9 protein-coding genes and 1 pseudogene are annotated in these 13,478 nt (G+C 68.2%); 5 read left to right on the top strand and 5 right to left on the bottom strand.

Annotated features, from left to right (window positions below; translation table 11 throughout):
- Positions 1-115 precede the first annotated feature (115 nt).
- Complete coding sequence (locus ACT9AS_RS11285; protein WP_445100221.1) at positions 116-772, bottom strand: UdgX family uracil-DNA binding protein; 657 nt, start codon at positions 770-772, stop codon at positions 116-118.
- A 373-nt stretch (positions 773-1,145) separates the two neighbouring features.
- Here ACT9AS_RS11285 and lexA point away from each other — a divergent pair, with 373 nt between their 5' ends.
- From lexA to ACT9AS_RS11260, 5 genes and pseudogenes are all read left to right on the top strand, one after another.
- Positions 1,146-1,814, top strand: a complete 669-nt coding sequence (gene lexA / locus ACT9AS_RS11280; protein WP_445100220.1) for a transcriptional repressor LexA — start codon at positions 1,146-1,148, stop codon at positions 1,812-1,814.
- Positions 1,814-2,413 (top strand): annotated as a pseudogene (gene imuA, locus ACT9AS_RS11275) (translesion DNA synthesis-associated protein ImuA); the annotation flags it as partial. The gene lexA and the pseudogene imuA, both read left to right, overlap by 1 nt.
- 450 nt (positions 2,414-2,863) lie before the next feature.
- Positions 2,864-4,288 carry a Y-family DNA polymerase gene (locus tag ACT9AS_RS11270; protein WP_445100219.1) on the top strand — a complete coding sequence of 475 codons (1,425 nt, stop codon included), beginning with the start codon at positions 2,864-2,866 and terminating at the stop codon, positions 4,286-4,288.
- 4 nt (positions 4,289-4,292) lie between these two features.
- Entirely contained in the window at positions 4,293-7,556 is a 3,264-nt protein-coding gene (locus ACT9AS_RS11265; RefSeq protein ID WP_445100218.1) for an error-prone DNA polymerase, read from the top strand.
- 174 nt (positions 7,557-7,730) lie between these two features.
- The gene (locus ACT9AS_RS11260) at positions 7,731-8,480 is read left to right on the top strand and encodes a DUF4336 domain-containing protein (protein WP_445100217.1); all 750 of its coding nucleotides are present in this window, start codon (positions 7,731-7,733) and stop codon (positions 8,478-8,480) included.
- A 21-nt stretch (positions 8,481-8,501) separates the two neighbouring features.
- Here the strand turns inward: ACT9AS_RS11260 and ACT9AS_RS11255 are convergent, their stop codons facing one another.
- From ACT9AS_RS11255 to truB, 4 genes are all read right to left on the bottom strand, one after another.
- Positions 8,502-9,674: a hypothetical protein gene (locus tag ACT9AS_RS11255; RefSeq protein WP_445100216.1), complete on the bottom strand. Its 1,173-nt coding sequence runs from the start codon at positions 9,672-9,674 to the stop codon at positions 8,502-8,504.
- Positions 9,675-9,809: 135 nt separating this feature from the next.
- Positions 9,810-11,918 carry a polyribonucleotide nucleotidyltransferase gene (pnp, locus tag ACT9AS_RS11250; protein ID WP_445100215.1) on the bottom strand — a complete coding sequence of 703 codons (2,109 nt, stop codon included), beginning with the start codon at positions 11,916-11,918 and terminating at the stop codon, positions 9,810-9,812.
- A 118-nt stretch (positions 11,919-12,036) separates the two neighbouring features.
- The gene (gene rpsO / locus ACT9AS_RS11245) at positions 12,037-12,297 is read right to left on the bottom strand and encodes a 30S ribosomal protein S15 (protein WP_445100214.1); all 261 of its coding nucleotides are present in this window, start codon (positions 12,295-12,297) and stop codon (positions 12,037-12,039) included.
- A gap of 190 nt (positions 12,298-12,487) precedes the next feature.
- Complete coding sequence (truB, locus tag ACT9AS_RS11240; protein ID WP_445100213.1) at positions 12,488-13,423, bottom strand: tRNA pseudouridine(55) synthase TruB; 936 nt, start codon at positions 13,421-13,423, stop codon at positions 12,488-12,490.
- Positions 13,424-13,478: the final 55 nt, after the last annotated feature.

Genomic DNA, 13,478 nt, shown 5'->3' with positions numbered 1-13,478 from the left:
GTGGCTGGGGGCACTGTTTTTTGTAGGAGCGACGTAAGTCGCGATCGGAACCTCAACCGCCACACGATTGGCCATCGCGACTTACGTCGCTCCTACAGAAAAGCAAAAGACCGCGCTAGGCCAGCCCCCTGACCACCTTCGCCACCTTCCCCAGATCCTCCACCAGCTCCGCATAGCCCGCCTCACGCCGCTCCCCCGGCATCCGCAGCACCGCCGACGGATGCCAGCTGGCAATCCCCTGCACATCCCCGGGCAAGTCCCGCCACTGCCCACGCTCGCGGGTGACCCGGAAGCGGTTGCCGAACACCGTATGCGCGGCCATCGCGCCGAGGGCGACCACGACCCGCGGCCGCACCTGCAGCAGTTCCGCCGCCAGCCACATCCGGCAGGCCTCCTGCTCGGCCGCATTGGCGCGCTTGTGCAGGCGCGCCTTGCCGCGCATCTCGAACTTGAAATGCTTGACGGTGTTGGTCAGGTACAACGTGTCGCGATCGAGGCACGCATCGTCGAGCGCACGGTCGAGTAGCCGACCCGCCGGACCGACGAAAGGCGCGCCGGCCAGGTCCTCCTGGTTGCCGGGCTGCTCGCCGATCAGCATCGCCAGCGCATCGGCCGGACCCTGGCCGAACACGGTCTGGGTGGCAGGTCGCCAGAGCGGGCAAGCCTGGCAGTCGCGCGCCTTGCGTTGCAGGGTGCGCAGCTTGCCGGTGGGGATCTCGTCGACCGGCTTGGCGAGTGGCAACGAGGAAAGATCGGGAGCGGCGCGCGGCATCGGGTCGTCGTCGGCTCGGGAGTCCGATGCTGCCGCAAGCGCAGTGAAGGGCTTGAAGCTGCGCAAGCAGGGGCCTCGCGTGTAGGAGCGACGTAAGTCGCGACCCGCTGACTTCGGAACCGGAGTCGGCATTGCAGCAACGCGAGGGAGACGATCGGGCGGTTGTTGGAGTGTGTTTGGCGCGGGGCTTTGATGTGTCAGTGGGTCGCGACTTACGTCGCTCCTACACAGGGCGGAGCTCGTCCGAACAGATGAGACGGGCGCAAGAGAAGCTGGGACCAATTCCAAGCGAATCCACATCAGCTATCTATTGCAACTTGTTGAATAGAAAAGCTTCAGGTTCGTCCGCTTCATTGTTACTACAATTAGTACCATGCACCTGACCGACACCCAGCGCCGTCTGTTCGACTTCCTCCGCGAACACCTCGCCAGCCACGGCTACCCGCCGTCGCAGATGGAGATCGCGCGCGCGTTCGGCTTCCGCCAGAACCGCTCTGCGCGCTATCACCTGGAAGCGCTGGAACAGGCTGGCTTGATTGAGCTGTCGTCCGGACGTGCGCGCGGGATCCGGCTCACTTCCCCACGTCATTTCTCGCAGCCGTCCACGCCGCATCTTTTCGCATCCGCCACCGGTGCCACGGCGATGCCGCCCGCCGATTTGCTGCAGGTGCCGTTGCTCGGCCGGGTCGCCGCCGGCACCCCGATCGGCTCCGACCCCGAAGTCCGCCACGACGTCAGCCTCGACCCGTCCCTGTTCCGCCTGCGCCCCGACTACCTGCTGGAAGTCGAAGGCGAATCGATGCTGCTCGACGGCATCCTCCCCGGCGACCTGATCGGCGTGCACCGCGTCGAACAGGCCCGCAGCGGCCAGACCGTGGTCGCCCGGGTCGAAGGCGAGCTGACGGTCAAGCGACTCGACAGCGGCAAGTCACACCTGCGCCTGCTGCCGCGCAACCCGGCCTACGCACCAATCGAGATCGACGCCAGCGTCACCGACTTCGCGATCGAAGGCCTGTTCGCCGGACTGGTGAGGCCCAGCTGATGGCCGCCGTCGTCGCCCTCGATGCCCTGCTGGAATCGCGCCGCATCTGGCGCGGCCAACCCGCCCCACGCGCACCCTCCACGCAGCCCACCGGTTTCGACCTGCTGGACGAAGCCCTCCCCGACGGCGGCTGGCCCGAGACCGCCCTGACCGAACTGCTGCTGCCGGCCGACGGCATCGGCGAACTGCGCCTGCTGTGGCCAACCCTCGCCCGGCTGTCCCGCACCGACGGCATGATCGCTCTGATCGCCCCGCCCTACCTCCCGTTCGCCCAAGCCTGGGCCAACGCCGGCGTCCAACTCAACCGCCTGCAGGTGATCCGCACCGACCCGCGCAACGCCCTGTGGGCGGCCGAACAATGCCTGCGCTCGGCCGCCTGCTCGGCCGTGCTCTGCTGGCCCCACCAAGCCAATGACCATGCCCTCCGCCGCCTGCAGGTCGCCGCCGAAACCGGCCAGTGCCTCGGCTTCGCAATGCGCCCGATGAAGGCCGCCGCAAACCCCTCTCCGGCCGCCCTGCGAATCGCCATCGACGCCGCCCCCACCCAACTGCGCGTACTCAAGTGCCGCGGCGGCAACCCACCCACGCGCCCCATCCCGTTTCCCTCCGTCGCAGCCTCACTCTCCCAGTCGCCGACAAACCCCGCTTTCCCTGCCCGGTCGCCCACAACAATCGGACAGGAGCCGGCCGGTGGGGGTATTGCGCAGAAGCCGGCCATGGATGGCCGGCGGCCCGCCTCAGGGCAGGAAGCCCTGATGAAGGGCCGGAGCAATACCCCCACCGGCCGGCTCCTGCGCGACCAAGCCACGCGCACTTCCACCAACCGCCAGCTGCACGCCCAAGCCACACGCACTCCCACCGACCACCCGCTGCACGACCAAACCACGCGCATTCCCACCAACCACCTGCTGCGCGCCCCAACCACACCTTCCGCCGGCAACTTCCTGCACGACCAACCAGTACGCGCCCCAACCACCATGCTTCCGGCACCAGCCACCATCCCCTTCCGTCCCCGCCTCCTGCCCACGCAGGCGCAGTGAGCCCGACCCATGCTCTGGGCCTGCATCCTCCTGCCACAACTGGCGCTCGACGGCGTCCTGCGCCGCCACCCCGACCCCGACGCCCCCCTGGCCCTCGTGACCGGCCCGGAGCAACGCCGCGTGCTGCGCGCAGTCAACCCCGCAGCGAAAGCCGCCGGCCTCCGCCCCGGCCAATCCCTCGGCGCCGCCCAAGCCATCTGCAGCCGCTTCGCCGCCATCGAACACGACCCCACCGAAGTCGACCGTTGGCACGACTTCCTCGCCGCCTGGGCCTACCGCTACAGCTCGCTGGTCAACCGCAGCATGCCCTCGGCCCTCCTGCTGGAAGTCGAAGCCAGCTTCAAACTGTTCGGCCCCTGGCCCCGGTTCGAAGCCCAGTTGCGCGCCGACCTGACCGGACTCGGCTTCCGCCACCGCATCACCCTCGCCCCCAACCCCTACGCCGCCCGCGCACTGGCGAACGTGCATGACGGCCTGGCGATCACCGACGAGATGCCGCTGCACAACGCCCTCGGCCAGTTGCCGGTCGATCGCAGCGGACTCGCGCCCGAAGTCGCCACCAGCCTCAACCGCATGGGCCTGCGTAAACTGCGGCAGGTCCTCGCCCTGCCCCGCGCCGCCCTCGGAAAGCGGATCGGCAAGGACGCGCTCGCCCACCTCGACCGCCTGACCGGCGCCCTGCCAACCCCGCTGCGTTACTACCAGCCGCCGGACTCGTTCGCGTCGAGGATCGAACTCAACTACGACGTCGAATCCAGCCAGGCCCTGCTGTTCCCGCTGCGCCGCCTGACCGCCGACCTCGCCGCCTACCTCGCCGGTCGCGACGGCGGTGTGCAGCGTTTCACCCTCGTGCTGGAGCACGAACGCTGCGCCGACAGCGAACTCGTCATCGGCCTGCTCGCCCCCGAACGCAACCCGGCGATGCTGTTCGAACTCGCCCGCGGCCGGCTCGAACAGATGCGCGTCCCGGCACCGGTGCGTGCGGTGCAACTGGTCGCGCGCGAACTGCCGCCGTTCGTGCCGGCAGGCCGCGACCTGTTCGATGCCCGGCCGCAACAGGCCGTGCCGTGGGAGCAACTGCGCGAACGCCTGCGCGCGCGCCTCGGCGACGACGCCGTGCACGGCCTGGCCGTCCGCGCCGACCACCGCCCCGAACGCGCCTGGCAGGAGCAACCCGCCCGCGACGTCCCCGTCCCGCCCAACCCGCGCCCCGGCTGGCTGCTGCCGCACCCCGCGCCCTTGCGCGACCACCGCCCTCACATCCTCGCCGGCCCCGAACGGATCGAAACCGGCTGGTGGGACGGCGACGTGCGCCGCGACTACTACCTCGTCGAAACCAGCCTCGGCCAGCGCGCCTGGGCATTCCGCGCCGCCGGCGACCCCGTCCACGACGGCCGCGCCGACGGTTTCATGCTGCACGGCTGGTTCGGGTGACTCGATGAGCATCACCCCGCTCTTTCCCCATCCTCCCAGCGGCAGCAAGGACTCGATAACGCCGCCGGACCGGCTCCCCGCCTACGCCGAACTGCACTGTCTCTCGGCCTTCAGCTTCCAGCGCGGCGCCTCGATCGCGCCCGAACTGTTCGAGCGCGCGAAGCAGCTCGGCTACACCGCGCTGGCGATCACCGACGAGTGCTCGCTGGCCGGCATCGTGCGTGCGCTGGAGGCCTCCGAACGTTTCGACGTCAAGCTGATCGTCGGCAGCGAAATACAGGTCGACGGCGGCCCCAAACTCGTGCTGCTGGTCGAAGACGCCACCGGCTACACCGCGCTGTGCAGCCTGATCACCCGCGCCCGCCGTCGCGCGCGCAAGGGCGAGTACCGGCTGCTGCGCGAGGACTTCACCGACACCGACGGCCTGCTTGCGCTGTGGGTGCCCGGCGAACAGCCCGACGACGCGCATGCCGGCTGGGTCAAGACGACCTTCCCGGATCGCGCCTGGCTCGCGGTCGAACTGCACCGCGGCCCCGACGACGACGCGCGCATCACGCAGCTGCGCGAGGCCGGCGCCCGCTTCAACCTGCCACTGGTCGCCGTCGGCGACGTCCACATGCACGTGCGCGGCCGCCGCGCCTTGCAGGACACGATGACCGCCATCCGCCACCACGTCACCGTCGCCGAGGCCGGCCATCGCCTGTTCCCGAACGGCGAACGCCACCTGCGCAGCCGCCGCGCGCTGGCCGCGATCTACGGATCAGACGGTCAGGCCGACCTGCTGGCCGAAACCGTACGGATCGCCGACCGCTGCCGTTTCGACATGCGCGCTGACCTGAAATACCAGTACCCGCACGAACTGGTCCCGACCGGCCACGATGCCGGCAGCTGGCTGCGCCACCTCGTCGAGGAAGGTGCCCGCTGGCGCTGGCCCGAAGGCGTGAGCGAAAAAGCCCGCGGGCTGATCGAGAAGGAACTCGCGCTCGTCGCCAGGAAGCACTACGAGTCCTACTTCCTGACCGTGCACGACATCGTCCGCTACGCCCGCTCGCAAGGCATTCTTTGCCAGGGCCGCGGTTCGGCCGCCAACTCGGTGATCTGCTACACGCTGGGCGTGACCGAGATCGACCCGGCGCTGATGAACATGCTGTTCGAGCGTTTCCTGTCGGATGAGCGCGACGAACCGCCGGACATCGACATCGACTTCGAGCACGAGCGCCGCGAGGAAGTGCTGCAGTACGTGTTCAACCGCTACGGCCGCGAGCGCGCCGCGCTGACCGCGGTGGCGACGCAATACCGCGGCCGCGGCGCGGTGCGCGATGTCGGTCGCGCCCTCGGCCTGCCGACCGACGTGGTCGGCGAACTGGCATCGACGATGGACCGCTGGGGCGGCCACGCACCAATCGCCGAACACCTGCGCGAGCGTGGTTTCGATCCGGAGTCACCGGTGCTTCGGCAGGTGATCGCGCTTACCGCCGAGTTGATCGGCATGCCCCGCCACCTGTCGCAGCATCCCGGCGGCTTCGTGATCTCCGAGCATCCGTTGCACACCCTGGTACCGGTGGAAAACGCGGCGATGGACGACCGCACCGTGATCCAGTGGGACAAGGACGACCTCGACACAGTCGGGCTGATGAAAGTCGACTGCCTCGCGCTCGGCATGCTGACCGCGGTGCGCAAGACGCTCGACCTGCTGCGCGACAGCGGCCGGCGCGACATGACCGTCGGCGACATCCCGAAGGAAGACAAGGCGACCTACGAGATGATCAGCCGCGCCGACACCATCGGCGTGTTCCAGATCGAATCGCGCGCGCAGATGGCGATGCTGCCGCGACTGCGGCCGAGGACGTTCTACGACCTGGTGATCCAGGTCGCGATCGTCCGCCCGGGTCCGATCCAGGGCGACATGGTCAATCCCTACCTGTTGCGGCGTACCGGAAAGGAACCGATCGAGTATCCATCTGAAGAGCTCAAGGACGTGCTCAAGCGCACTCTCGGCGTGCCCCTGTTCCAGGAACAGGTGATGCAGCTGGCAATCGTCGCCGCCGACTATTCCGGCGGCGAAGCCGACCAGTTGCGCCGCTCGATGGCGGCCTGGAAACGTCGCGGCGGGTTGGAGCCACATCGACAGAAGCTGACCGACGGCATGCTGGGCAATGGCTACACGCTCGAATACGCCAACCGCATCTTCGAGCAGATCAAGGGCTTCGGCGACTACGGCTTCCCCGAATCGCACGCGGCCAGCTTCGCCCTCGTCGCCTACACCAGCAGCTGGCTCAAGTGCCACGAACCGGCCGCGTTCGCCTGTGCCCTGATCAACTCCTGGCCGATGGGTTTCTACTCGCCCGACCAGTTGCTGCAGGACGCACGCCGGCATGGCATCCGCACCTTGCCAGTCGACGTGCGTTACAGCCACTGGGATTGCAGCTTGGACGACGGCTCGACGGCATCGCCCCCGCTTCCTGTAGGAGCGGCGTCAGCCGCGATCGGAGAATCGGTCGCCCGCACCGGTTCCAAATCGCGGCTGAAGCCGCTCCTACAACAGCAAACACAGCAACCGGCAATCCGCCTTGGCCTGCGCATGATCCGCGGCTTCCCGCTCGACGCCGCCGAACGCATCGAGACCGCACGCAAGCAGCGCCCCTTCACCGACGTCGCCGACCTCTGCGCCCGCGCCGCGCTCGACCGCCGCGTGCAATCCCTGCTCGCCGACGCCGGTGCCCTACGCGGCCTCGCCGGCCACCGCCACCGCGCCCGCTGGGCGATCACTGGAGTCGAGCCGCAGTTGCCGCTGTTCGCCGACACCCCGGCGACACGGGAAAGCGACCCGATCGTGTTGCCGCTTCCCAGCGCCGACGCGGACATGCGCGCCGACTACGCCATGACCGGCACCACCCTCGGCCGCCATCCACTCGCAATGATCCGCAAGCAACTGTCGGCACGTCGCTACCGGCGCTCCGCGGAGATCGCGACGATGCCGCACGGCCGCCACGTGCGCGTCGCCGGCCTGGTGACCCTGCGGCAACGCCCGCAGACCGCCAGCGGCGTGATCTTCATGACCCTGGAGGACGAGGACGGCATGACCAACGTGGTGGTCTGGCGCGACCTCGCCGAGCGCCAGCGGCGCGAGTTGCTGGAGTCGCGCCTGCTCGCGGTCGAAGGCCGGCTGGAGTGCAAGGACGGCGTGCAGCACTTGGTCGCGCAGCGGTTGCAGAACCTGAGCGGACTGCTCGGCGACCTCGACACCCGCTCGCGCGACTTCCATTGAGCAAACCTGCGGCCGCAAACAATCCCTGATGTAGGAACGACGTAAGTCGCGATTGCACGGCGATTCCGGATATCCGTGAAATCGCGACTTACGTCGCTCCTACAGATCGCGCTTCCTACGGGTGCAATCACCCGGCAGGCATAATCGAACCAGGCATCAAGGAGAAACACCCGGATGACCCGCGAACCCGCCGCCACCTACCCGCCGCTCAACACCCTCAAGCCGGTGGCCGACGATGTCTGGATCGTCGACGGTCCGACCATCGAGTTCGGCATGCCGTGGCCGAAGATGCCGTTCCCGACCCGGATGACCGTGGTCCGCCTCGGCGGCGACGATCTCTTCATCCACTCGCCTACACCACTGACCCGCGACCTGATTAGCGAGGTCGAAGCGATCGGCACTCCGCGCTGGATCGTCGGCCCCAACCGCATCCACTACTGGTGGATCCCGGAGTGGCATGAGGTGTTTCCCGATGCGCGCGTCTATCTCGCCCCGCGCATCCGCGAACAGTCCGACGGCCGAATCGACTTCGAGGCCACCGAACTCGACCGGGCCGACGGTTATCCGTGGGACGAGGCCATCGCCACCCTGCCGATTACCGGCAACTTCATGACCGAGGTCGAGTTCTTCCACCCTGCCAGCCGCACGCTGGTGCTGACCGACTTCATCGAGAATTTCGAGCCCGGCAAGCTCGACGCCTGGTGGATGCGCTGGCTGACCCGGCTGGGCGGCGTGCAGGACCCCGACGGCCAGATGCCACGCGACATGCGGCTGACCTATTCGAAGCAGAAGCCGCAGCTCAGGGCCGCGGTCGAGCAGATGATCGCCTGGAACCCCGAGCGTGTGATCCTGGCCCACGGCCGCTGGTACCCGTCCAACGGCGCCGCCGAGCTGCGTCGTGCGTTCCGCTGGCTGCTGGAGTGACGCGCCGGACCGCGTCCGGGCTCAGCCGTGCATGGCCAGGAAATACAGCATCAGCGCGAACAGCACCAGCATGATCGTGGTTTCCAGCTTGTTGACCGCGCCGTCGTCGGTGATCGACTTCCACAGGATCAGCAGGGCCGGAAAACCGAACAGGATCACCGAGACCGTCTCCAGGTCGATCGCGAGGATGCCGCCCTCGGGCAACAGCGGCACCACCCCGAGGGTCGACAGCAGCGCCGCGAACAGCAGCACCGCCGGCAGGATCACGAACGGCACCTGCACGATTCCGCCGAACACGTTGGACAGCGCCAGCTGGGTCTTGCCCTTGAGGTGTGCGCTGGTGACCAGGATGTAGGCCGGCATGCCGGCGAGGAAGGCGACCACGATCGCGCCGATCATCTCCGAGTAGCCCTCCCCGCGCAGGAAGCCCACCAGGTTGTCGGCGAAGTCGCCCACCGCATGGCCGCCGATCAACGCGCCGATGCTGCCGAGCGCGCCGTAGAACGCGATCATGCCCCACGACGCCGATGTCCGCGTGGTGCCACCCTCGGCCTGCTCGGCGCCAGCTTCGGTCGACGTCCCGGAGAAGCGCCGCACCAGGCCGCGCAGGTACACCACCATCACCGCCAGCAGTGCAGCCGCGATCATTACCAGGTCCCACAGCCCGAGCCCTTCACCGGCATGGCCACCGGCGTCGAACGAGGACATCGCGATCATCAGGAAGCCCATCGCGATCATCAGCCCGGCGGCGCACGCGAGCATGTCGGTGCCGAGCACGCTGATCGCCTTCGGCAACGACGCATGCCCGCGCTCGTCGCGCGGCATCAGCACGCAGAAGATCGAGAACACCAGCGCGTTGATGTGCAGCGTCAGCAGGGTCACGACGAACGCGATGCGCACGTCGGCGGCAACCACGAAGGCGAGCATCGCGATCTCCGGCAGGTTCGACGCGAGCCCGGCGATCACGCCGGCGACGTACTCGTTCCAGCGCAGCTTCCCGGCCAGGCCGACCGCCGCGAGGATCATCACCTCGCAGGAACCGGCGATCGTCAGCAGCCCGCCAAGCGCGAGCATCGCGTTGACCGGCAACGGCCAGTGCGGCCCGAAATGTTCCATCGCCATCGCCGCGGCCACGATACCGATGCCCGCCGGCAGCCCCCATTTCCACCACGTCCCGCCGCTGCCACCCGCCATCGTCGACTCCATCCATGCCTGATGACGGCCACGCTAACGCAAACCGGCATGAAGGATGAACAACGTGGCGTATTCCGGACAAAGAAAAAGCGGGCCGAGGCCCGCTTTTTCCGTATCCGGCAATGACGCCCGCGCTTACGCGGCCGGCGCGCCCTCGCCTTCCTCGATGGCCTTCATCGACAGGCGGATGCGGCCCTGCTTGTCGACTTCCAGCACCTTGACCTTGACCACGTCGCCTTCCTTGAGCACGTCGCTGACCTTCTCGACGCGATCGTTGGAGATCTGCGACACGTGCACCAGGCCGTCCTTTCCGGGCGAGATGGTGACGAACGCGCCGAAGTCCATGATCTTGGCGACCTTGCCCTCGTAGATGCGGCCCGGCTCGACGTCGGAGGTGATCTGCTCGATGCGGTCCTTGGCGGCCTGGCCGGCGATCGCATTGACCGAGGCGATGGTGATGGTGCCGTCGTCCTGGATGTCGATCTGGGTGCCGGTTTCCTTGGTGATCGCCTGGATCACCGAACCGCCCTTGCCGATCACTTCGCGGATCTTGTCGGGGTGGATCTTGATCGTGATCAGGCGCGGCGCGAACTCGCTCAGCTCGCCACGCGGCGCGGTCAGGGCGTTGGCCATCTCGCCGAGGATGTGCAGGCGACCCTGCTTGGCCTGGGCCAGCGCGGTCTTCATGATCTCCTCGGTGATGCCCTGGATCTTGATGTCCATCTGCAGGGCGGAGATGCCCTCGCTGGTACCGGCGACCTTGAAGTCCATGTCGCCGAGGTGGTCCTCGTCACCGAGGATGTCGGACAGCACGACGAAGTCGTCGCCTTCCTTCACCAGGCCCATCGCGATGCCCGCGACCGGCGCCTTGATCGGCACGCCGGCGTCCATCAGGGCGAGCGACGAACCGCAGACCGACGCCATCGACGACGAGCCGTTCGACTCGGTGATCTCCGAGACCACGCGGATGGTGTACGGGAAGGCTTCCATCGTCGGCATGACGGCCAGCACGCCGCGCTTGGCGAGGCGGCCGTGGCCGATCTCGCGGCGCTTCGGGCCCATCATGCGGCCGGCTTCGCCCACCGAGTAGGGAGGAAAGTTGTAGTGGAACAGGAAGTGTTCCTTGTACTCGCCCGAGACGGCGTCGATGATCTGGCCGTCGCGCGCGGTGCCGAGGGTGACCGCGACGATCGCCTGGGTCTCGCCACGGGTGAACAGCGCCGAGCCGTGCACGCGCGGCAGCACGGTGACCTTCGAGGAAATCGGGCGCACGGTATCGAGCGCGCGGCCGTCGATGCGGACCTTGGTGCCCAGCACGGCGCCACGCATGGTCTCGTACTCGAGCTCGCCGAACTGCTTGGACAGCTCCGCGGAGGTCCAGCCGTTGGCTTCGCACTGCTCGGCCAGCGAGGCCAGCACGTCCTTCTTCAGCGACGAAATCGCATCGCGGCGCTCGGCCTTGTCGCGGATCTGGAACGCGGCGCCGAGGCGGTCGCCGATCGCGGCCTTGAGCGCGCCGACCATGTTCTCGTCGGCGGCCGGGGTCGACCAGTCCCACTTCGGCTTGCCGGCTTCGGCGACCAGCTCGTTGATCGCGTTGATCGCGACCTGCATTTCCCGGTGGCCGAACATCACCGCGCCGAGCATCACGTCTTCCGACAGCACGTCGGCCTCGGACTCGACCATCAGCACCGCGTCGGCGGTACCGGCGACGACCAGCTCCAGCCTGGAGTCTTCCAGCTCGGTCTTGCTCGGGTTGAGGATGTACTGGCCGTCCTTGTAACCGACCTTGGCGGCGCCGATCGGGCCGGCGAACGGCGCGCCGGTCAGGGCGACGGCGGCGGAGGCACCCAGCAGCGCCGGGATGTCACCGTCGATTTCCGGGTTCAGCGACATCACCGTGGCGATGACCTGCACTTCGTTGCGGAAACCATCGGGGAACAGCGGGCGGATCGGGCGGTCGATCAGGCGCGAGATCAGCGTTTCCTTCTCGGTCGCGCGGCCTTCGCGCTTGAAGAAGCCACCCGGGATGCGGCCGCCGGCGTAGAACTTCTCCTGGTAGTCGACGGTCAGGGGGAAGAAGTCCTGACCCTCGCGCGCGGTCTTGTTGGCGACGGCGCTGACCAGCAGCACGGTGTCCTCGATGCGGACGATGACGGCGCCGCCGGCCTGGCGGGCGATCTCACCGGTTTCCAGGGTGACCTGGTGTTTGCCGTACTGGAAGGTCTTGGTAATTTTTGCCACGTTGGTTTCCTATCGGTGCTGTGCGATCCGGGGAGGGCCCTTGCCCTGCCGGTCGGCCGCCGGCTCGCGGCCACAAAAACAAACCGCGGCGCATGGGAGCGCCGCGGTGGGAGTCTGGTTAGCGACGCAGGCCGAGCTTGGTGATCAGGGCCTTGTAACGGGTGGCGTCCTTGCGGTGCAGGTAGTCGAGCAGGCTGCGACGACGGTTGACCATCATCAGCAGGCCGCGGCGGCTGTGGTGGTCCTGCTTGTGCTCCTTGAAGTGACCCTGGAGCTGCTCGATGCGTGCGGTGAGCAGGGCGACCTGGACTTCCGGCGAGCCGGTGTCGTTGTCGCCGCGCTTGTTTTCTTCAATGACCTTGCTGGTATCGATCGACATTTCTTGTTGCCTCTGTGATGCGCGACCTGCAGAAACTCACCGACGCTGGAAATACCGACGCCGGCGCACCGCATGGTCCGCCGCTTGCTGGAAAGTGAAAAACTGCGTGTTGGCTTGAAAAAGCCCGGGAATTGTAGCCCTCCGGCCGAACCGGGACAAGGCGCGGCGCCGCCGGAACGGGAGGCGCCGCTCAACCGGCGTGTGGCGTGGCCCAGATGAACAGCCGGCGGGGATGCAGCCGTCCCTCCGCGTCGATCCGCCCCAGGCCCAATGCCCGCCCGGAGGTGTCGTGGACGGCGACGGTGTCGACGGGCGACGCGCCGGTCAGCTGGACCGGCTGGCCGTGGCCGAGGGTCCCTGCGTCGGCGGGGGCAAGGGTAACGGAGGGGAAGCCGACCAACCCGGCCTCGACCGGCAGCAGGCAGGCGTCGAGCGCGGCGGCGCCCTGTTCAGCCAACGCCTCCAACTGGTCCAACGTGTACATCGCCGGTTCCGTGAATGGCTCGACCCAAGTCCGGCGCAGCACTTCGACATGGGCGCCGCAACCGAGCGCTTCGCCGAAGTCGCGGACCAGGCTGCGGACGTAGGTGCCGGAGCCGCATTCGACATGCAGCTGCAGGCGCGGGCCGTCGCGATCGAGCAGTTCCAGGGCCTGGACGACGACCTCCCGTTCCGGCGCCTCGATCGCCTCGCCGCGGCGGGCCTTGGCGTACAGCGGTTCCCCGCCCTGCTTGAGCGCGGAGTAGATCGGCGCGCGCTGGATGATCGGGCCGCGCAGGGGCGCCAGTGCCGCCTCGATCGCGGCGGCGTCGAGCGGCGGAACCGGCCGTTGCTGTAGCGGCTGGCCGTCGGCGTCGTCGGTGTCGGTGGTCAGGCCCAGCATCGCGGTGGTGCGGTAGGCCTTGCGCGCGCCGAGCAGCAGGCCGGCGATCTTGGTCGCCTCGCCGAAGCACAGCGGCAGCAGGCCGGTCGCCAGCGGATCGAGCGCGCCGGTGTGGCCGCCCTTCTCCGCGCGGAACAGGTGGCGCACGCGCTGCAACGCCTGACTGGAGCTGAGGCCGGCCGGCTTGTCGAGCAGGAGGATGCCGTGCAGCGGGCGAAATCTGGTGCGGGAGCGTCTGGTCATCGCGTGGTGGGGGTCTCGCGATTGTGGCGGCGGCCCCGGTCGCGACGACGGCCTG

The sequence above is a fragment of the Lysobacter sp. F60174L2 genome, assembly GCF_052547135.1.
This window is presented reverse-complemented; position numbering and strand designations above follow the sequence as displayed.

What these genes read in the sequence shown, in the direction of transcription:
- ACT9AS_RS11285 (WP_445100221.1), bottom strand. Translation starts at nt 772, where the DNA reads ATGCCGCGCGCCGCTCCCGATCTTTCCTCGTTGCCACTCGCCAAGCCG.
- lexA (WP_445100220.1), top strand. Translation starts at nt 1,146, where the DNA reads ATGCACCTGACCGACACCCAGCGCCGTCTGTTCGACTTCCTCCGCGAA.
- ACT9AS_RS11270 (WP_445100219.1), top strand. Translation starts at nt 2,864, where the DNA reads ATGCTCTGGGCCTGCATCCTCCTGCCACAACTGGCGCTCGACGGCGTC.
- ACT9AS_RS11265 (WP_445100218.1), top strand. Translation starts at nt 4,293, where the DNA reads ATGAGCATCACCCCGCTCTTTCCCCATCCTCCCAGCGGCAGCAAGGAC.
- ACT9AS_RS11260 (WP_445100217.1), top strand. Translation starts at nt 7,731, where the DNA reads ATGACCCGCGAACCCGCCGCCACCTACCCGCCGCTCAACACCCTCAAG.
- ACT9AS_RS11255 (WP_445100216.1), bottom strand. Translation starts at nt 9,674, where the DNA reads ATGGCGGGTGGCAGCGGCGGGACGTGGTGGAAATGGGGGCTGCCGGCG.
- rpsO (WP_445100214.1), bottom strand. Translation starts at nt 12,297, where the DNA reads ATGTCGATCGATACCAGCAAGGTCATTGAAGAAAACAAGCGCGGCGAC.
- truB (WP_445100213.1), bottom strand. Translation starts at nt 13,423, where the DNA reads ATGACCAGACGCTCCCGCACCAGATTTCGCCCGCTGCACGGCATCCTC.